This is a genomic window from Rhodococcus sp. 21391, assembly GCF_016772255.1.
Classification (GTDB): Bacteria; Actinomycetota; Actinomycetes; order Mycobacteriales; family Mycobacteriaceae; genus Rhodococcus_F; species Rhodococcus_F opacus.
Genome location: NZ_CP063781.1, coordinates 6,257,252 through 6,273,743, shown reverse-complemented (window position 1 = coordinate 6,273,743; position 16,492 = coordinate 6,257,252). Strand labels below are relative to the sequence as shown.

Genomic DNA, 16,492 nt, shown 5'->3' with positions numbered 1-16,492 from the left:
CCCTCCCGCGGCGGTAGCGTGCAGGGCATGACGATTCTCGTGACGGGGGCAACCGGGAACATCGGCAGAATGCTCGTCGACCACCTGCTCGCGCGGGGTGCGACGGACGTCCGGGCCCTCACGAATCATCCTGACAAGGCGCAACTTCCGGACTCGGTCACCGTCGTCGAGGGATACCTCCGCAGACTCGCAAGCCTGCCCGCGGCGTTCGAGGGCGTCGATTCCCTGTACCTCGCACCGACTCCCGACACCGCCCCGGACGCGCTCGCCCTGGCGAAGCAGGCCGGAGTCCGGCACGTCGTCGACCTGTCCGGCCCCCACGACGGACACTGGGGTGACGTCGCACGGGCCGTCGAGGCGTCCGGCATCGAGTGGACACACCTGTGGCCCGGCGAGTTCATGGAGAACGCGGGAATCCTGGCACCGCAGATCGCCGCGGGAGACACCGTGCGTGAGCCGTACCCGACGGCGGCGAACGCGCCGATCGCCATGAACGACATCGCCGAGGTCGCGGCCGTCGCTCTCCTCGAGGACGGGCACGTCGGCGCGTCGTACGAACTCACCGGTCCCGAGACGATCACCCGCGACGACCTCGTCCGAGAACTCGGCGCCGCCCTCGGCCGGAACATCGAGTACCGGCAGGTGTCGCTGGACGAGGCCGTGGACGTCCTGACACCGGCGATGGGGGAGTACGCCCGCTGGTATCTGGAAGGGATGGCGAGTCTGGTCGACGCTCCCCAGGAGGCGAACCGGCTCGTCGAGCAACTCACCGGGCGCCCCGCGACCACCTTCGCGCAGTGGGCGTCGGCGCACGTCGACGAGTTCCGCTGAGGCCGCACCGGCCGAGTCAGCGGGTCGGGGTGAGCGCGATGACGGGGATCGGCCGATCCGTCTTCTTCTGATAGTCGCTGTACCGGCCGTGGTTGATCTCGTTCATCGTCGCCCACATCCGGTCGTAATCCGGGTCGCCCGGCAGAACCTTCCGCGCCGCCACGGTGATGTGGTCGCGGCCCACCTGGATCTCGCAGGTCGGCGCGGCCAGCACGTTGTGCATCCACGCGGGCGACGTGGGCGCACCACCCTTCGACGCGACGACCAGGAAGCGTGCGCCGTCGCGGCCGTACGTCAACGCGGACGTGCGCGGCTGCCCGGACTTCCGGCCGACACTGTGCAGCAGCAGGGTCGGCATCCCGAACAGCAACCGGTGCCCCACCCATCCTCCGCTGCGTTCGTAGACGAACTGGTGCAGCTGAAGGGCTTTCACGAACAGGTCGGCCACGGCGTCCTCGTCTCGGCACTCTGGTCTCGGCACTCGGAACAGATCGTGCCCACACAGTAGACCGTCGTCAGGCCCGGCGAACCGCGTGCAGAACGGTGTCGTGAACGGTGACGGGCCGGCCCTCGGGGTCGCGCGCCTCACGCGAGGGCGCCGCCGACACCAGGATCTCCCACTCCGCGGCGTCCAGTACGGCAGCGACCTGTTCCGGTGTGAACAGCATGTCGGGAACATTGGGCCGCCCGACGGACGTCTCCAGATCGGACGGGTGATGCCCGACGACGAGAAGCCGCCCACCGGGGCGGACCGCTCCGGCCAGGCGACGGTGCAGGGCCTCGCGGGCAGGTCCCGGTAGAGGCATGAAATGTGCCGACACCAGGTCGAATCGGCGGGCCGGTGGCTCCCACGACAGGATGTCGGCCTGCTCCCACTGTGGCCGCCGTTGCCAACGGCAACCGATTACGGGCTGGGGAACGTGTAGATGCGGCAACCGCTCATGTTCGCGGCCGACACGACGCCGTCGGCACGCGCAAAATCGCCCTTCGCGGAGAGGTTGTTGGCGAGGGCGGCCTGGTCGTCGCAGAAACTCTGATCCGACGGGTTGGCCGGGGGGTTGCTGATGTAGGTGTCACCCGGTGCAGCGACGGCAAAGGTCGCCGGACCGACGAGTGGGACGGCCGCTGCTGCAAACGCAATGGAGGCCGCCGCGACGATTCGGCGGATCATCATGCTCCTCCGAAGGTGGTCCGAATGGTTACCGATGAGACCATCCTGCACCGATCCGCCATCGGCGACCATACCCCTAGGGGTGGAAAATTCAACACCTCGACCTCCCGCCGTCAGCGAAGCAGTGGTCACTCGTCGGCCAGAGCTTCCTGGACCCTGTTCGCGGCGACCACCGGATTCTCGTGTTCCCAGATCCGCACCACCGTCCACCCGGCGTCGGTCAGCCTCGTGTCGGTGTCACGATCGCGGGTGACGTTCCCGGCGAGCTTCTCGGCCCACCACCGTGCGTTGTTCTTCGGGAACGTGGCGTGCTGCGGGCAGTTGTGCCAGAAGCACCCGTCCACGTACACGGCCACCTTCCGTCGCGGAAACACCAGGTCGGCGCGCCGCCGGACGCCCTTCATCGGCGCCCGGTCCACGTAGTACCGGACCCCGCGCCGGTGCAGTTCCCGGCGCAGTGCGAGTTCGGGCGCGGTGTCGCGACGCCGCTGCGCCCGCATCCGGGCACTGGTCGCGGGATCGGTGGCGGGCATCGCGGGTCCGTCCGCTACGCGGCGGCCTCGGGGAAGCCGCCCATGCGGTCGAGGTGGCTCTCGACGTCGTCGATGAACCCGGGAACGAAACGCAGATTGCCCATCCGCGCCCGCTTCAGGAAGCCGGCGGTCGCGCGCGCCGACAGCAGCCGGGTGTCCTCCAGGAATCCGCTGAGATCCTCGTACGGCTCCTGCACCGGCCACGTCGAGGTGTGGACCCGGAAGGCCTGACGATTGCTGCCCCACGCCGCCACCGGCCACGCGTCGCCGGGCTTCATCGGCGTCTCGATGCCCCGCTCGTAGTCCGCCGGCTCGAGCAGACGCCGACCGACCCACGACGCCATCCGCACACTCACCGCGTTGCCGACGAGCTTCCACCGATGACTGTTCCGCAGCCCGGGGACCAGCGCGGCGGGCGCCGTCCAGTCGGGGTCGAAGCCCTGCAGGCGTTCGGCGTCCACGAGTCCGGGCGTCACGATCTCGCCCGACGGCAGTCGCACGGCGGGCGGGCTCGCGATACCGACGGACGAACCGCCCTTCAGTGTGGGGACCGCGTTGACCGCCCACCCGAGACCGCGGGTGCCCTCGGTCCAATAGAAACCACACGGGAAGTCGGCATGGTCGTCGACGGGGCGTTCTCCGGCGTCCTCACCGAACAGCACCGCGCGGGGGTCCTCGGTGCGCGAGGCGAGCATCAGGACCCGCTGACGGCGCTGGGGGAGCCCGAACGCGCGCGCATCGACCACCCGGTACGCCCACGTGTAGCCGAGGTCCTCGAGGGCGTCCGTGATATGCCTCATAGCCGCACCGCGACCCAGTTGCAGCATGAACGGCACGTTCTCGATCAGGAGCCAGCGCGGACCCTTCTTCCGCTTCACCAAGCGGAACACCTCGTCGACGAGGCCGGAACGGGAACCCGTGATACCGGCGGTCCGGCCGGCCTGGGAGAGGTCCTGGCAAGGGAATCCCGCTGCGACGAGTTCGATGTCCTGGGGGAGGGAACGCAGCTTGGTGACGTCGGAATGCACAGGGACGTCGGTGAATCGGGTACGCAGAACCGCCTGGGCGCCCGGGTCGATCTCACAGAGCAGTTCGGTGTTCCAGCCGTGCTCTCTCAGACCCAACTCGAGCCCGCCGATACCGGCGAACAGGCCCACCATGCTCCCGGTTGACGTCACGGCACCCTTCCTCACGAACCAGTCACCCGAGAACGTTACTCGAGATCTGTGCCCGCTTTGACCAACGACCCGTGAGTACTTATTAACGGCGGGCGGTTAATAAGTACTCACGGGTGGCGAAGCCACATAGACTTCCTGTAGGTGGGAGCACAGGGAGGCGCCATGATCTCGGGTTTCCGGATCTCGGGTTTCCGGAACCGGCCGCACCTCCTGCGCGACGCCCAGGGCAGCGGCCTCGTCGAAGCGTTCGTCATCATCGGAATCGTCACGATCCTGCTCACCCGCGCCTACCTTCACCTCACCGGTTATCCGCAGGTCGGGGGTTCCTCGCTGCACATCGCGCACGTCCTGTGGGGCGGACTCGGCATGGTCGTGGCGCTGGTGACCGTGTTCTCGTTCCTGGGGATGAAACCGCGCGTCCTGGGCGTCGTGATCGGCGGCATCGGGTTCGGGTTGTTCCTCGACGAGATCGGCAAGTTCGTCACCAAGTCCAACGACTACTTCTATCGGCCGTCCGTCGCGATCATGTACGTGGTGATCGTCGTGTTGCTGCTGGTCAACCGGTCGCTGCACGACGTCCGGCCGCCGACCCCGACGGAGGACGTCGCCAACGCCGCCGCCATCGCACTGGGCGGCCTGGACCGCGGGCTGGACCGCGCACGCCGGGAGCAGGCGCTGGCGCAGCTGCGCCGGGCGGCCGCCGCCGGCGCGGACGAGGCGACGCTGACGTCGGTCCGGGATCTGCTCACCCACTGCCCGGACCGGAACGGCCGGACCGTGCCCACGGCCCGGGAGCTGGCCCGCCGCGCGACCCCCGCCTTCGCGAAGGGTCCCGGGATGCTCTGGACGGCGGCCGTGCTCCTCACCCTGTTCTCCACCCTGGGACTGCTCAGTGCGGTGATCACGCTCGACGACGACCTCCGCGGCGACGAGGGAACGGACATCACGACGGTCGGCCAGCTCACCGGGTCCGCGATCGCGTTCGTCCTGTGCTGGTCGGCCATCGTGCGACTGAGGAACGGGAAGCTGTGGCCGTTGCAGTTCCTGCGGGCCGCGGCCCTGGTTACGGTCCTGCTCACCGAGGTGTTCGACTTCGTCGCCCAGGAGTTCGGGGCGCTGTTGAACGTGGCGGTCGGACTCGGCGCCCTCGTCGTCTTCTCGTCGCGCATCGCGGTCACGGAACGAGCCCGGGCACTGAGTCTCGGCAACTCTGCTGCAACGAAACTCGGCCCGTTGCCACCCCGGGAGCCGTCGTCGCTTACCGTAGACAGGTGAGCATCCAAGCCTCCGGTGCCTCGACCTGGCCCGCAGTACTGACGTGGCGGGCGGACAACGCACCCCGAATGGAATCGGTGCGCGTCCAGCTCAACGGCGACCGCATCAAGGCAGCAGGACGGATCATCGGCGGCGAGTGCCCTGAGCATCCGGCGTTCAGCGCGTCCTACGACCTCGTCACGGACGAAAGCGGCGTCACCCGCCGGCTGTCGCTGCGGACGTCCGTCGCGGCCGGTGAACGGCAGATGTCGATCAGCCGGGACGAAGAGGGCACGTGGATGGTGGAGCACGGCGCCAACCACCAGCGGTCCACGTTCGACGGCGCCCTCGACGTCGACATGGTGCTCAGCCCGTTCTTCAACGCCCTGCCCATCCGGCGGTACGGACTGCACCTCGGGTCCGAGGACGTCGAGGTACCCGTCGTCTACGTGAACCTCCTGGACCTGCGGGTCGAGGGCGCGATCCTCACCTACAGCAGTGGTCCGGACGGCATCCACGTGCTGTCCCCGGTGTCGAGTTCCTCGGTGACCGTCGACCGCGACGGGTTCATCATCGACTACCCGGGCCTGGCCGAACGGATTTAGGCGCTCCGCACCCGTGCGCCTTTTTGGTAGCTCCGGCAACCAGAACGGCTCACAGGCGGCGGAGCCGCCCTCCCCGCCGACCCGCATCACGCATGTCGTCGATCCAGCCTGCGTGGCCGGGAACGATGCCGGTGATTTCCCACGTCTCCTGGTTGTCGTATGTCAGGCGAGCGGTGTGGCCGGCCTCGACGAGTGTCGCCGCCGACGACTGGTCCGCCAGTTCGGTCCGCGCGTCCTGCAGCAGTACCAGCGCCTCGTCCAGGGCGATCAGCAGGGCGTCCCGGTTGCCCTCGCACATGGCCCGGACGAGGCCGGGCGCGCTGCCAGCCACGCGGGTGCCGTCGCGGAACGAGCCGGCCGCCAGGCCCAGGGCGAGCGGTCCGCCGCGGGCACCGGTGATTGCGAGGGTCTCGGCCAGTAGGTGCGGCAGGTGCGAGATGCGCGCGACCGCCCGATCGTGTTCGGCGGACTCGGCGGGCACGACGACGGAACCGCAGTCCAACGCGAGTTGCGCGACCTGCGTCCAGATGGCGGGGTCGACGCCGTCGTCGGTGCCGACCACCCACACGGCTTCCCGGAACAGGTCGGCGCTGCCGACGCTCCACCCGGACGCCGACGTTCCCGCCATGGGGTGCCCGCCCACGTAGCGGTCGGCGAGGCCCTGACGGGCTGCCGCCGCCGCGACCTCCGCCTTGACGCTGACGACGTCGGTGATCGAGCAGTTCGGTGCGTACAGGGCGATCGCGGTGAGGGTGGCGGCGACGGCGGGCACGGGGACCGCGATCACGATCAGCGCCGACGCGGCCGACGCACGCTGGAGCACCGCGACCAGATCGGTGTCGGCGTCGAAGCCGTCCGCCCGGGCGGCGTCGACGGACGGCGCGGATCGGTTGTGACCCCACGCCTCGCGGCCCGCCCGGACCGCCGCACGCAGCAGTGAACCGCCGATCAAGCCCAGGCCGAGCACGCACACCGGAGGTGCGGAAGGGGTATCAGACACCCGAACAGGTTGGCACATTCGAGTGCGGACTTCATTTACCGGCACCCCGCGGGCTACCGTTGCGCTCATGGGTGCACAGCGCGCGGAAAACAACAGCGCCTCCTCGGATCGGTCAGAGGATCTGGAGGGCTTCGGTGTCGCGGTAGTACACGAGGACGGCCGGTGGAAGGTCAAGGCCCTCACTTCGGCTGCTCTGACCAGTCTCAGCGTCGCGGAGGAGGAGCTTCGGGCCCTTCGTAGCGCGGGCGCGTTCTTCGGTCTGCTGGACGTGGACGACGAATTCTTCGTCGTGCTTCGGCCTGCGCCGTCGGGAACGCGTCTGCTGCTGTCCGACGCCACCGCGGCCCTCGACTACGACATCGCCGCCGACGTCCTCGAGGCGCTCAACGTCGACGTCCCGGACATCGACCCGGACGAACTCGACGACATCGAGCCGTGGGAGGAAGGCGACCTGTCGTTGCTCGCGGACCTCGGTCTGCCCGAACCTGTTCTGGCTGTCATCACGTCCGAGACGGACCTGTATCCCGACGAGCAGCTCGGGATGATCGCGCAGCGGCTCGGGTTCACCACGGAGCTGGCCGGGGTTCTCGACAAGCTTCCCCGGTAGTTCCACGCGCCGTGACTCTTCAGGACGACGAGCGGATGATCCGCGCGGCGATCGAGGCGGCCCGGGCCGCCACCGACGCCGACGTGCCCGTGGGTGCGGTGGTGTTCGACGCCGACGGTGTCGAGGTGTCGCGGGCCGTGAACTCGCGGGAGGCGATGTCGGATCCGACGGCCCACGCGGAGATCATCGCGTTGCGGGCCGCTGCGCGGGTGTACGGCGACGGCTGGCGTCTCGAGGGGGCGACGCTCGCGGTGACGCTGGAGCCGTGCACGATGTGCGCGGGCGCGCTCGTGCTGGCCCGGATCTCCCGGGTCGTGTTCGGGGCGTGGGAGCCGAAGACCGGTGCCGTCGGCTCGTTGTGGGATGTGGTCCGCGACCGCCGCCTCACGCACCGCCCGCAGGTCAGGGGCGGTGTTCTCGAGGACGAATGCGCCGGCATCCTCGAAGACTTCTTCCGTGAACGGCGCTGACCGGTTTCAAACTCTTTCGTGGGGTACTCGACACAATGTGGCCGGGTCCGCATGACCCGTGCTTCTCTGGAGACAGGCGCTGACGAGGCGCCGCCGGACCCGTCCCCGGGTTCGAAATCGGATTCACGGAGGTATCTCGTGGGAATCGCAGACAAAGCTTCGAACAAGGCGGAAGACCTCAAGGGCCAGGCGAAGGAAGCCACCGGCAAAGCCACGGGCGATCCGGACCTGCGCGACGAGGGCAAGGCAGACCAGGCGTCCTCGGCGGTGAAGGATGCCGGCGAGAAGGCCAAGGACGCCGCCAAGAACCTCAAGGACAAGCTGACTTAAACGGTTTCACCTGGCGATTTCGGGCTCGGGCGCCACATCCGGTAAAGTCACCGGCGGTGGCGTGTCCGAGCGGCCTAAGGAGCACGCCTCGAAAGCGTGTGACGGGTAACCCCCGTCCGAGGGTTCAAATCCCTCCGCCACCGCCAGGGCTCCCCACCTGCACACGCAGGTGGGGAGCTTTTTGTATATCCGTGCCGGGGATGTTCGTTAGCGTGTCCTGGAGGGAAGGGGCAGGCGACATGCGCATCGACTCGACGGGCAGGACGGCACTGGTCACCGGATCGACGCAGGGCATCGGCGCCGCGATCGCAGCGGGTCTCGCCCGCTCCGGCGCACGGGTGGCGATCAACGGCCGCACCGAGAAGTCCGTGGGTGCGGCGATCGAGCGACTGCGGGCCGACGTCCCGGACGGCGAATTCGTTCCGGCGGCCGCCGACGTCACGACGGACGAGGGCGCGCGCCGGGTCCTGGAGATCGTTCCGGGCGTCGACATCCTCGTCAACAATCTGGGGATCTTCGGCTCACAGCCGGCCCTGGAGATCGACGACGACGAGTGGCGCCGCTACTTCGAGGTGAATGTGCTGTCCGCGATCCGGCTGACACGTCTGGTCCTGCCCGGCATGGTCGAACGGTCGTGGGGCCGGGTCCTCGACATCGCCAGTGACTCCGCGATCGTCATTCCCGCCGAGATGATCCATTACGGGATGTCGAAGACGGCACTGCTGGCGGTCTCGCGCGGCTTCGCGAAAGAGGCGGCGGGGACGGGGGTCACGGTCAACTCGGTTCTCGCCGGCCCCACCCACACGGGCGGTGTGGAGGATTTCGTCTACAGCCTGGTAGACACGGACCTGCCGTGGGAAGAGGCGCAGCGCGAGTTCATGAAGAAGTACCGGCCGCAGTCGTTGCTGCAGCGACTCATCGAGCCGGAGGAGATCGCGAACATGGTCGTCTACCTCAGTTCGGCGCAGGCGTCGGCGACCACCGGCGCGGCGGTGCGGGTGGACGGCGGCTACATCGATTCCATCGTCCCGTGACCGCCGTTCACAGCACTCTCGCAGGTCGTAGCGAGTGACATCCGTTGAAGCTGCAATTAGCGTGATCTCATGAAAAAGCTGTGGTGGTTGGTCGGCGCAGTTGTCATCGTCGTGATCGCGGTGCTGGTGGGACCGTGGTTCTACGGCCAATTCATCGCGGAGGACGACGCACCGGCGGCCTCGGTGTCGACCGAGGGCGCGGAGGCGGCCACCGGATCGGTCGACGGACAGTGGACCGTCACGCCGGGTCAGGGTTCCAACCAGACGGCGGCGGGGTACACCGTCCACGAGATCCTCAACGGCGCCAGCGTCACGGTGGTCGGGTCGACCGGAGACGCGACCGGCAACGCGACCGTCGAGGGCGAGAAACTCACCGCCGGCGAGGTGACCGTGCAGGTGGCGACGATCGCAACCGATCAGTCCCGCCGCGACAACCAGTTCCGCGGCAACGTGATGGACACCGGCACGTTCCCGACCGCCACGTTCACGGTCGATTCCCCGGTCGATCTGTCCGGGCTGCCTGCGGACGGTTCCGTGGGAACGGTCACGGCCCAGGGCACGCTGACCCTCAAGGGGCAGTCGCGTCCGGTGTCCGTCGACATCGACGTGCTGCGTTCCGGCGACGACCTCATCGCCTCGGGCAGTATCCCGGTGACCTGGACGGACTTCGGGGTGACGCCGCCGTCACTGGGCTTCGTGACCGTGGACGGCAACGGCACGGTCGACTTCCTGGTCAGCTTCGCGCGTTCCTGACGGCGCCCAGCCGGGCGGCCCGAACACGTAGCCGAGCTTGTCGCGCCACGACGATGCCCGGCGCCAGTCCCGGACGATGGCGGCGTATTCGCGGGTCTGCAGTTTCCAGATGTTGTAGGTGCCCACCGGTTTCGTGAGTCCGTAGGTGGGGCGGTGGGTTTCGGGTTGGAACGTGCCGAACATCCGGTCCCACACGATGAGGATGCCGGCGTAGTTGCGGTCGAGGTATTCGGGGTCGCAGCCGTGGTGGACGCGGTGATGAGAGGGGGTGTTGAACACGAACTCGATGGGCCGGGGCAGCGTGCCGATGCGCTCGGTGTGGACGAAGAATTGGTAGACGAGGTTCACGGAGAATCCGATGAACACCATCCACGGCGGAACGCCGATCAGCGGCAACGGAATCCACATCACGATCTCGGCGCTGTTGTTCCACTTCTGGCGGAGCGCGGTCGAGAAGTTGAAGTACTCGCTCGAATGGTGCGCCTGGTGGGTGGCCCAGATCAGGCGGATGCGGTGCGCCATCCGGTGATACGCGTAGAACAGCGCATCGACGCCGAGGATGAGGATCACCCACGTGTACCAGGCGTCCGCGGGTAGGTGCCACGGCGCGAGGTACACCCAGATGGCGGAGTACCCGATCAGGGCCAGCAGCTTCCAGAATGTGGTCGTCAGGATGGACACGGCGCCCATCGACACGCTCGCCCGCGCGTCTCGGCGCTCGTAGCCTCCGCGCACCGGGCGGGACCGTCCGTCGGGGTCGAACGTCGCGTCCTCGAGGTGCCGGGCCGCGAACCATTCGATGGCGAGGAACAGCACGAACGCCGGGATGGCCAGCGTCACCGGCTCGTGCAGGGGCGTCAGCAACGCCGAATTCCACGCCGACGTCACGGTCTCCCACATGCTGCTTCCTCCACAAGACGATCGTCCAGTTCAATGTACCTCGGAGTGACACGCATCACTATCCGCCTCGATTCGAAGAGGCAAACAAAGTGCTCATCGGGTGCGCACTTTTGCGGCGAAGAATGGATCCGTCAGCAAGAGCCGGATCAGTCGAAAGGACTCGTCATGTTGCGAGGACTCACCACCGTCAGCCTCTTCGCCGACGACATCCCGGCGGCCCGCGAGTGGTACAGCGCCGTGCTCGGCATCGCCCCGTACTTCCAACGCCCCGACTCCGAGAACCCTGCGTACATCGAATACCGGATCGGCGACTACCAGCATGAGCTCGGCATCATCGACCGTCGATACGCCCCGCACGGCGCCGCGGACGGCCCGTCTGGCGTGGTGGTGTTCTGGCACGTCGACGACGTGACCGCCGCCGTCGAGAAGCTGCTGTCGATGGGCGCGACAGAGCGCGAGCCGCGCACCGAACGTGAGTCGGGATTCGTCACCGCGTCCGTCGTGGACCCGTTCGGCAACATCCTCGGCGTCACGCACAACCCGCATTACCTGGACATTCTGGGTGCGCGCGGCGAAGCGTGAGTTGCCCGTTTTCATACTCGGATGGTAGGAATTCGGTGTGCACATCACCGCAAAGGTGGACTACGCCGTGCGGACGCTGATCGAACTGGCCGCTGCCGGGCCGTCCCCGTCCAAGGCCGAGTTCCTGGCACAGTCGCAGACCATTCCGCACAAGTTCCTCGAGGCCGTCCTCGCCGACCTCCGGCGCGGGGGACTGGTCAACAGCAGGCGCGGACCCGACGGCGGCTACTGGCTGGCCCGTCCCGCCGAGGACATCACGATCGCCGACGTCATCCGGACCGTCGAGGGTCCGCTCGCGTCGGTGCGGGGTGAGCGTCCCGAGGACGTCGACTACTGCGGGCCGGCCGCCAAACTGCAGGACGTGTGGATCGCGGTACGGGTGAACCTGCGGGCCGTGCTCGAGAACGTGAGCCTGGCGGACGTGGCGAACGAGCAGCTGCCGGGTTTCCTCACCACGCTGACATCCGATCCGGGGGCCTGGGAGCGTCGCACCCGTCCGGCTACGACGGCTGACGAGGGCGCAGCGCGCGGCTGATCGTCCGGCCGGCCGCACGCACCAGCGGGACCAGCGCGTTCAGTGACGCGTTCTCCGCCGAGACCACCAGCGACACGGCCGCGACCGCCGCTCCGGGACGCTCGAAGATCGGTGCCGCGACGGAGACCGCGTCCATGGTCACCTGGCGATCACTGATCGCGACCTCGGATCGGCGGATCTCGGCGAGCGTCCGCCGCAGCACGACGGGGTCGGTGACTGTCCGTTCGGTGAACTTCTCGATCGGCCCGCTCAGCACCTGCTCCTGCACGTCGGCGGGCATGTAGGCGAGCAGGGCCAGGCCGATGCCGGACGCCGTCAGCGGGAACCTGCCGCCCACGCGGGTCTGGACTGGCACGGCCTTCTGTCCGGCGATGCGTTCGACGAACACGACCTCGGTGCCCTCGGCGATGCCGAGCTGTACGTTCTCCCGCGTGATCTGCGACAGGTCCTCCATCACCGGCATCGCCAGTTCGCGCAGCATCGTGCCGCGCGGTGCGAGCGACGCGATCTCCCACAGCTTGAGCCCGACCGTGAAGCGGCCGCTGCTGTCACGTTCGAGGGCGCCCCATTCGATGAGGTCGCTGGTCAGCCGGTGCACGGTGCTCAGCGGGTACCCCGACTTCCGCGACAGATCGCTGAGGGTCAGCCGCGGGGACGCGGGGGTGAAGAGCTCGAGGAGCCGCAACGAGCGAATGGTCACCGATCCGGTGATCGCCATTGCTCGTTCTCCGTCTCACAGTTCCAGCGTCAGACGTGGACAGCTCGCACGCGAGACGCAGATCATCATGGTGTCGTTGGCGGCCTGCTCGTCCGCTGTGAGCAGGGAATCCCGGTGATCGACAGTACCGCCGAGCACGGCCGTCTCGCAGGTTCCGCAGGTCCCTTCCTCGCAGGACGACAGCACCTGGACGCCGGCGGCGGTGACGGCCTGCAGGATCGACTGCTCGGGTGCCACCGTGACGGTTTTGCCGCTCAGAGTCAGCTCCACCTCGAACCCCTCGGCGCGGACCGGCTCCTCGAGATCCTTGGCCGCGAAGCGCTCGATGTGCAGCGCGCCGGACGGCCAGCTGTCGCAGTGACCGGTGACGGCGTCGAGCAGCGGCGCGGGCCCGCAGCAGTACACGAGGGTGTTGGCCCGGACGTCGCCGAGCAGTCCCGGTAGGTCGATGAGGCCGTGCTCGTCCTCGGGGTGCACTACCACCCGGTCGCCGAACCGCTCGGCGAGTGCGTCGGCGAACGCCATCGAACTGCGGCTGCGCCCGCCGTAGACCAGGGTCCAGTCGGCGCCGGCGTTCTCCGCTGCGTGCGCCATGGTGAGGATCGGCGTGATCCCGATGCCGCCCGCGACGAACACGTACCGCGGTGACGGTGCGAGCTCGAAATGGTTCCGCGGTCCCCGGACCGTGACGCGGTCGCCCTCGCTCAGCTTGTCGTGCACGAACTGCGAACCGCCGCGCCCCATCGCCTCCCGCAGCACGGCGACGCGCCAGGTCCCGGTGTCGGCCGGGTCGCCGCACAGCGAGTACTGGCGGGTGAGCTCCGGCGTCAGCACCAGATCGATGTGCGCACCCGGCGTCCACGCGGGCAGGTCGGCGCCGGACGGGTCGCGGAACTCCAAGACGACGACGCCGTCGGCGCCGGTGGTCCTGGTGGTCAGCTCCAGCTCGAGCACGGGTTCGGGTGGGGTAGGCATGGCGGTTTCTCCGGGTCAGACGGGAACGGGAGCGGATTCCGGCGCCGCGGGCAGTGGCGTGGCGGGCACCGGCGGATCGGCGGGGTGGTGTCCCTCGGGGTGGGCGAGCAACCACTCCCAGAGGGTGGCGGGTTCTTCCGCGACGTGTCGCGCGCCGCAGTGGCACTCGCCCTCGAGCAGGTCCGAGCCCGGAAGCCAGACGATGCGCATCACGTTGGCGCCGCGGAGCATCCTGGTCGGTTCCACGGCTCAGCCCACCGCCGCTGCCGTGACGGCCTGCGGCGCGTCGACCAGCTTCTTCAGGATCCGGCGTGCACCGAGGCCACCGGCGTCGATGTTGATCGACAGCTCCTGGTAGCCGTCCTTTTCCGTGTCGAGCGCCTTCTGCAGGACGTTCAGCGCCACGACGTCCTGCATCACGACGGTCCGGTTGTTCTCCGCCAGGAACGTCGTGACGGCGTCGTCGCCGAGCGCGAAGTCGCGGGCCACGGCCCAGAAGTCGAGGGTGGAATTCTCCGTCGACGGGGTGATCGCGTACACGATCTCGCTGTGGAACGCGTGCGGGTCGGAGCCGTCGTCGCCGGGCAGCGGTGCGCCGATCGGGGCGATGCGGCTGTGCAGAAGGTACAGGCACGGCGGCGTGTACTCGATGTCCTGCCAGCGGGTGATGCGTCCCTCGATGCCGGTGGACTTCGAGTAGAACGGCGGGCACTCGGCGTCGTCCATGTGCCGGGACACGTAGATGACGTTCCGGTCCTCGTCGATCTCCGTGGTGATCGGGGTTTCCGCCACCTCGGGGGTGCCGATGTAGCCGCCGTGCAGGTACGTCTCGTGCGACAGGTCCATCAGGTTGTCGACGAGCAGGCCGTAGTTGCAGTCGATCGGTTCCATACCGCTGACCACGGTGTAGTCGGGGGAGTCCATCCACGGTGCGCGGGGGATGCGGGTGGGATCGCCCTGCTCGGGGTTTTGTGGGTCGACGATCCAGACCCACACGAACGAGTCCTGCTCGACCACCTGATACGACTTCAGCCGGGCGGTGCGGGGAACGCGCGCCTGGCCGGGCACGAACACGCAGCCGCCGTCGCTGCCGTAGGTGAATCCGTGGTAGCCGCAGACCACCTTGTCGCCGTCGAGCCGGCTCGGCGCCTCGGACAGCGGGTACCGGCGGTGCACGCACCGGTCGCTCATCGCGACGGCTTCGCCGGCCTCGGTCCGCCAGAACAGGATCGGCTCCTCGCAGATGGTGCGCGAGAACAGCTCGCGTCCGACCTCACGGCCGTACGCTGCGACGTACCACTGGTTGCGGGCGATCGTGGACATGGGTGCCTCCGAAATATGCTGGGCTGCTGCGCTATTCGTGACGCCGGACTCGGTGAGGCGTCAGCGTCGTCTCCACCACTGTGCGGCACCGGAGGTGATCCACCACACTCGGTTTCCGAATGTCGGAAGGGTTTCGTCAGGGCTTGTGGACGAGGTAGGCGAACATCGTCACCGACATGTGGAAGTCGCCGCTGCGGGCGGCGGCGTTCAGCTGGTCCAGCAGCTCGGCGCTCTGCGCGCCGGTGATCGCCCCCGCGGCGATCGCGGCGGCCGTCATCATCTGGACGAGTGGGCCGGTCACATCGCCCGGATCCTGGATCAGCGCCTCCGTGCCGATGTCCTCGACGACGAGTCCGGCGGAGGTGAGCTGTCCCGGGAGCAGCCGTCCGGAGTGCGGGTTCGCGGTGTGCGACAGCATCACGTCCATGATCCGTTGCAGGATCTCGGGATCTCCGGGGTGCATGATCGCCGTGCCCCAGTCGCTGTCGACGATGACGCCGCGCCCGCCGGGCCGCAGCACGCGCGCCACTTCCGCCGCCGCGCGGTCCGGCTCGCTCAGGTGCTGGAACACCCGCTCGCACCGTACGACGTCGAGGCGGTTGTCGGGAAACGGCAGCGAGTAGGCGTCGCCGATCACGAACTGCGCGGCCGAGCCCTCCTCCTCGGTCCGCTCCCGTGCGAGGAGGGCCATGCCGGGATTGGGATCGAGTCCGATCGCGCGACCCGAGGCGGTGACCGCGGCGGCGAGTGCCCGCGTCTCCGATCCCGTGCCCGATCCGATGTCGAGGGCGCTCTCGCCCGGCTGCACGTGCAGGGCAGCGAGCGACCACTCGCGCAGTCGCCGGATTCCCGGGCGCGCGGCCTGCAGGTCGAGGACGGCGGCGAGTTGGTCCAGGGCGGCGCGGTCGATCTCGTCCGCCCGGAACGACAGCGGCGCCGTCGGATCGGACATGGATCCACCGTAACGCCGCGGTGACTCCCGGCACAGTGCTGCGCGGACTGTGGGCAAGAACATAAAAGTTGCACTGTCACGCAAATTTGCAGAGCTCTGCAAGTTCTGTACCGTCGGAGTAGTGATTTCGGAAATCGGACTGCGGGACCGCAAGAAGGCCGCCACGCGCGCAGCCCTCAGCGGCGCCGCCGCACGCCTGGCCCGCGCGCTGGGCATCGAATGCGTCACTGCCGACGCCATCGCGTCCGAGGCGGGAGTCTCGACTCGGACGTTCCACAACTACTTCTCCAGCAAGGAGGAGGCGGTACTCGCGCACTTCGAGCAGTCCGTCCACGACTGGGTGGACCTGCTCCGCGCCCGTCCCGAGGACGAGCCGATCTGGGATTCCCTCGAGCACGTGGTGGTCCAGATCGTCACCGATCCGGCGAAACCGCTCGAAGAAACCGCGGTGATGATGGAACTCGTCGAGACCAGCCCCGCGCTGCTCGCGAAGAAACTCGAAGTGCACCTGCGCGTCACCCGTCTGGTCGGTGAAGTGATCGCCGAACGCACGGGCACGAACATCGACACCGACCTCTACCCCAACCTGCTGCACCTGGCGGTCGGATCGGCGTGCAAGGCGTCGCTCGACCTGTGGATGAGCGGCAAGTCCGGCGCGAGCGGACCCGAGGAACTGGTCCGCGACGCCATGCGCCAACTCCGTCAGGGAATCCCGCAGCCGTAGCCGGCTGCCCCGAATCA

Annotated in this window: 23 protein-coding genes and 1 tRNA gene; 12 read left to right on the top strand and 12 right to left on the bottom strand. The window is 68.4% G+C overall.

Annotated features, from left to right (window positions below):
* The first annotated feature begins 27 nt into the window (after window positions 1-27).
* Window positions 28-831: an NmrA family NAD(P)-binding protein gene (locus GO592_RS28950; RefSeq protein WP_007298382.1), complete on the top strand. Its 804-nt coding sequence runs from the start codon at window positions 28-30 to the stop codon at window positions 829-831.
* Between the two features lie 16 nt (window positions 832-847).
* Here GO592_RS28950 and GO592_RS28945 read toward each other — a convergent pair whose 3' ends face one another.
* The 5 genes from GO592_RS28945 to GO592_RS28925 all read right to left on the bottom strand — a co-directional run bounded on the left by GO592_RS28945 (window position 848) and on the right by GO592_RS28925 (window position 3,695).
* Window positions 848-1,279 carry a nitroreductase family deazaflavin-dependent oxidoreductase gene (locus tag GO592_RS28945; protein WP_005561222.1) on the bottom strand — a complete coding sequence of 144 codons (432 nt, stop codon included), beginning with the start codon at window positions 1,277-1,279 and terminating at the stop codon, window positions 848-850.
* Between the two features lie 67 nt (window positions 1,280-1,346).
* Window positions 1,347-1,637, bottom strand: coding sequence for a hypothetical protein (locus GO592_RS28940; RefSeq protein WP_039951747.1), 291 nt, complete (start codon window positions 1,635-1,637; stop codon window positions 1,347-1,349).
* A 98-nt stretch (window positions 1,638-1,735) separates the two neighbouring features.
* A complete protein-coding gene (locus GO592_RS28935) occupies window positions 1,736-2,005 on the bottom strand; it encodes a hypothetical protein (RefSeq protein WP_037202863.1) in 270 nt (89 codons plus the stop codon).
* 125 nt (window positions 2,006-2,130) lie between these two features.
* A complete protein-coding gene (locus GO592_RS28930; RefSeq protein WP_007298384.1) occupies window positions 2,131-2,535 on the bottom strand; it encodes a very short patch repair endonuclease in 405 nt (134 codons plus the stop codon).
* A gap of 14 nt (window positions 2,536-2,549) precedes the next feature.
* On the bottom strand, window positions 2,550-3,695 hold the full coding sequence (locus tag GO592_RS28925) for a DNA cytosine methyltransferase (protein ID WP_005561219.1): 1,146 nt from the start codon (window positions 3,693-3,695) through the stop codon (window positions 2,550-2,552).
* 180 nt (window positions 3,696-3,875) lie between these two features.
* Between GO592_RS28925 and GO592_RS28920 the strand changes: the two genes are divergently transcribed.
* Both GO592_RS28920 and GO592_RS28915 read left to right on the top strand, forming a co-directional pair.
* A complete protein-coding gene (locus GO592_RS28920; RefSeq protein WP_007298386.1) occupies window positions 3,876-4,988 on the top strand; it encodes a hypothetical protein in 1,113 nt (370 codons plus the stop codon).
* Window positions 4,985-5,572: a putative glycolipid-binding domain-containing protein gene (locus GO592_RS28915; protein WP_005248751.1), complete on the top strand. Its 588-nt coding sequence runs from the start codon at window positions 4,985-4,987 to the stop codon at window positions 5,570-5,572. Before GO592_RS28920 ends, GO592_RS28915 begins: the two co-directional genes overlap by 4 nt.
* A 49-nt stretch (window positions 5,573-5,621) precedes the next feature.
* On the opposite strand, the gene GO592_RS28910 is transcribed toward GO592_RS28915, so the two are convergent.
* Window positions 5,622-6,590, bottom strand: coding sequence for a prephenate dehydrogenase (locus GO592_RS28910; RefSeq protein WP_039951748.1), 969 nt, complete (start codon window positions 6,588-6,590; stop codon window positions 5,622-5,624).
* Window positions 6,591-6,639: 49 nt separating this feature from the next.
* On the opposite strand from GO592_RS28910, the gene GO592_RS28905 reads away from it, so the two are divergent.
* The 6 genes from GO592_RS28905 to GO592_RS28880 all read left to right on the top strand — a co-directional run bounded on the left by GO592_RS28905 (window position 6,640) and on the right by GO592_RS28880 (window position 9,766).
* Complete coding sequence (locus GO592_RS28905) at window positions 6,640-7,179, top strand: tRNA adenosine deaminase-associated protein (protein ID WP_007298388.1); 540 nt, start codon at window positions 6,640-6,642, stop codon at window positions 7,177-7,179.
* A gap of 11 nt (window positions 7,180-7,190) precedes the next feature.
* Window positions 7,191-7,649 carry a nucleoside deaminase gene (locus GO592_RS28900; protein WP_005561213.1) on the top strand — a complete coding sequence of 153 codons (459 nt, stop codon included), beginning with the start codon at window positions 7,191-7,193 and terminating at the stop codon, window positions 7,647-7,649.
* A 138-nt stretch (window positions 7,650-7,787) separates the two neighbouring features.
* The gene (locus GO592_RS28895) at window positions 7,788-7,979 is read left to right on the top strand and encodes a CsbD family protein (RefSeq protein ID WP_007298389.1); all 192 of its coding nucleotides are present in this window, start codon (window positions 7,788-7,790) and stop codon (window positions 7,977-7,979) included.
* 55 nt (window positions 7,980-8,034) lie between these two features.
* Window positions 8,035-8,125: transfer RNA gene (locus tag GO592_RS28890), tRNA-Ser, on the top strand.
* A 93-nt stretch (window positions 8,126-8,218) separates the two neighbouring features.
* Window positions 8,219-9,013 carry an SDR family NAD(P)-dependent oxidoreductase gene (locus tag GO592_RS28885; RefSeq protein WP_007298390.1) on the top strand — a complete coding sequence of 265 codons (795 nt, stop codon included), beginning with the start codon at window positions 8,219-8,221 and terminating at the stop codon, window positions 9,011-9,013.
* A gap of 69 nt (window positions 9,014-9,082) precedes the next feature.
* Window positions 9,083-9,766: a YceI family protein gene (locus tag GO592_RS28880; protein WP_007298391.1), complete on the top strand. Its 684-nt coding sequence runs from the start codon at window positions 9,083-9,085 to the stop codon at window positions 9,764-9,766.
* On the opposite strand, the gene GO592_RS28875 is transcribed toward GO592_RS28880, so the two are convergent.
* Window positions 9,698-10,666 (bottom strand): sterol desaturase family protein, encoded by a 969-nt coding sequence (locus tag GO592_RS28875; protein WP_005253308.1) that lies wholly within the window; start codon window positions 10,664-10,666, stop codon window positions 9,698-9,700. The two genes, GO592_RS28880 and GO592_RS28875, sit on opposite strands and share 69 nt — an antisense overlap.
* Window positions 10,667-10,831: 165 nt before the next feature.
* On the opposite strand from GO592_RS28875, the gene GO592_RS28870 reads away from it, so the two are divergent.
* Entirely contained in the window at window positions 10,832-11,248 is a 417-nt protein-coding gene (locus tag GO592_RS28870) for a VOC family protein (RefSeq protein ID WP_007298392.1), read from the top strand.
* Between the two features lie 37 nt (window positions 11,249-11,285).
* Window positions 11,286-11,783 carry an RrF2 family transcriptional regulator gene (locus GO592_RS28865; RefSeq protein ID WP_005248742.1) on the top strand — a complete coding sequence of 166 codons (498 nt, stop codon included), beginning with the start codon at window positions 11,286-11,288 and terminating at the stop codon, window positions 11,781-11,783.
* On the opposite strand, the gene GO592_RS28860 is transcribed toward GO592_RS28865, so the two are convergent.
* The 5 genes from GO592_RS28860 to GO592_RS28840 form a co-directional block, all read right to left on the bottom strand.
* A complete protein-coding gene (locus GO592_RS28860) occupies window positions 11,749-12,501 on the bottom strand; it encodes an IclR family transcriptional regulator (protein WP_005561607.1) in 753 nt (250 codons plus the stop codon). The two genes, GO592_RS28865 and GO592_RS28860, sit on opposite strands and share 35 nt — an antisense overlap.
* Window positions 12,502-12,516: 15 nt before the next feature.
* Entirely contained in the window at window positions 12,517-13,476 is a 960-nt protein-coding gene (locus tag GO592_RS28855) for a PDR/VanB family oxidoreductase (protein WP_007298393.1), read from the bottom strand.
* Between the two features lie 15 nt (window positions 13,477-13,491).
* Complete coding sequence (locus GO592_RS28850) at window positions 13,492-13,707, bottom strand: hypothetical protein (RefSeq protein ID WP_005561602.1); 216 nt, start codon at window positions 13,705-13,707, stop codon at window positions 13,492-13,494.
* Between the two features lie 18 nt (window positions 13,708-13,725).
* Window positions 13,726-14,799 carry an aromatic ring-hydroxylating dioxygenase subunit alpha gene (locus tag GO592_RS28845; protein ID WP_007298394.1) on the bottom strand — a complete coding sequence of 358 codons (1,074 nt, stop codon included), beginning with the start codon at window positions 14,797-14,799 and terminating at the stop codon, window positions 13,726-13,728.
* A 136-nt stretch (window positions 14,800-14,935) separates the two neighbouring features.
* Window positions 14,936-15,751: a class I SAM-dependent methyltransferase gene (locus GO592_RS28840; protein ID WP_007298395.1), complete on the bottom strand. Its 816-nt coding sequence runs from the start codon at window positions 15,749-15,751 to the stop codon at window positions 14,936-14,938.
* A gap of 121 nt (window positions 15,752-15,872) precedes the next feature.
* On the opposite strand from GO592_RS28840, the gene GO592_RS28835 reads away from it, so the two are divergent.
* Complete coding sequence (locus GO592_RS28835) at window positions 15,873-16,475, top strand: TetR/AcrR family transcriptional regulator (RefSeq protein ID WP_005253325.1); 603 nt, start codon at window positions 15,873-15,875, stop codon at window positions 16,473-16,475.
* Window positions 16,476-16,492 lie beyond the last annotated feature (17 nt).

Excerpts from the sequence above, each read along its gene's own strand:
- GO592_RS28850 (WP_005561602.1), bottom strand. The coding sequence starts at position 13,707 with ATGCTCCGCGGCGCCAACGTGATGCGCATCGTCTGGCTTCCGGGCTCG.
- GO592_RS28880 (WP_007298391.1), top strand. The coding sequence starts at position 9,083 with ATGAAAAAGCTGTGGTGGTTGGTCGGCGCAGTTGTCATCGTCGTGATC.
- GO592_RS28940 (WP_039951747.1), bottom strand. The coding sequence starts at position 1,637 with ATGCCTCTACCGGGACCTGCCCGCGAGGCCCTGCACCGTCGCCTGGCC.
- GO592_RS28855 (WP_007298393.1), bottom strand. The coding sequence starts at position 13,476 with ATGCCTACCCCACCCGAACCCGTGCTCGAGCTGGAGCTGACCACCAGG.
- GO592_RS28935 (WP_037202863.1), bottom strand. The coding sequence starts at position 2,005 with ATGATGATCCGCCGAATCGTCGCGGCGGCCTCCATTGCGTTTGCAGCA.
- GO592_RS28910 (WP_039951748.1), bottom strand. The coding sequence starts at position 6,590 with ATGTGCCAACCTGTTCGGGTGTCTGATACCCCTTCCGCACCTCCGGTG.
- GO592_RS28930 (WP_007298384.1), bottom strand. The coding sequence starts at position 2,535 with ATGCCCGCCACCGATCCCGCGACCAGTGCCCGGATGCGGGCGCAGCGG.
- GO592_RS28885 (WP_007298390.1), top strand. The coding sequence starts at position 8,219 with ATGCGCATCGACTCGACGGGCAGGACGGCACTGGTCACCGGATCGACG.
- GO592_RS28920 (WP_007298386.1), top strand. The coding sequence starts at position 3,876 with ATGATCTCGGGTTTCCGGATCTCGGGTTTCCGGAACCGGCCGCACCTC.
- GO592_RS28845 (WP_007298394.1), bottom strand. The coding sequence starts at position 14,799 with ATGTCCACGATCGCCCGCAACCAGTGGTACGTCGCAGCGTACGGCCGT.
- GO592_RS28860 (WP_005561607.1), bottom strand. The coding sequence starts at position 12,501 with ATGGCGATCACCGGATCGGTGACCATTCGCTCGTTGCGGCTCCTCGAG.
- GO592_RS28925 (WP_005561219.1), bottom strand. The coding sequence starts at position 3,695 with ATGGTGGGCCTGTTCGCCGGTATCGGCGGGCTCGAGTTGGGTCTGAGA.
- GO592_RS28905 (WP_007298388.1), top strand. The coding sequence starts at position 6,640 with ATGGGTGCACAGCGCGCGGAAAACAACAGCGCCTCCTCGGATCGGTCA.
- GO592_RS28875 (WP_005253308.1), bottom strand. The coding sequence starts at position 10,666 with ATGTGGGAGACCGTGACGTCGGCGTGGAATTCGGCGTTGCTGACGCCC.
- GO592_RS28840 (WP_007298395.1), bottom strand. The coding sequence starts at position 15,751 with ATGTCCGATCCGACGGCGCCGCTGTCGTTCCGGGCGGACGAGATCGAC.
- GO592_RS28870 (WP_007298392.1), top strand. The coding sequence starts at position 10,832 with ATGTTGCGAGGACTCACCACCGTCAGCCTCTTCGCCGACGACATCCCG.
- GO592_RS28950 (WP_007298382.1), top strand. The coding sequence starts at position 28 with ATGACGATTCTCGTGACGGGGGCAACCGGGAACATCGGCAGAATGCTC.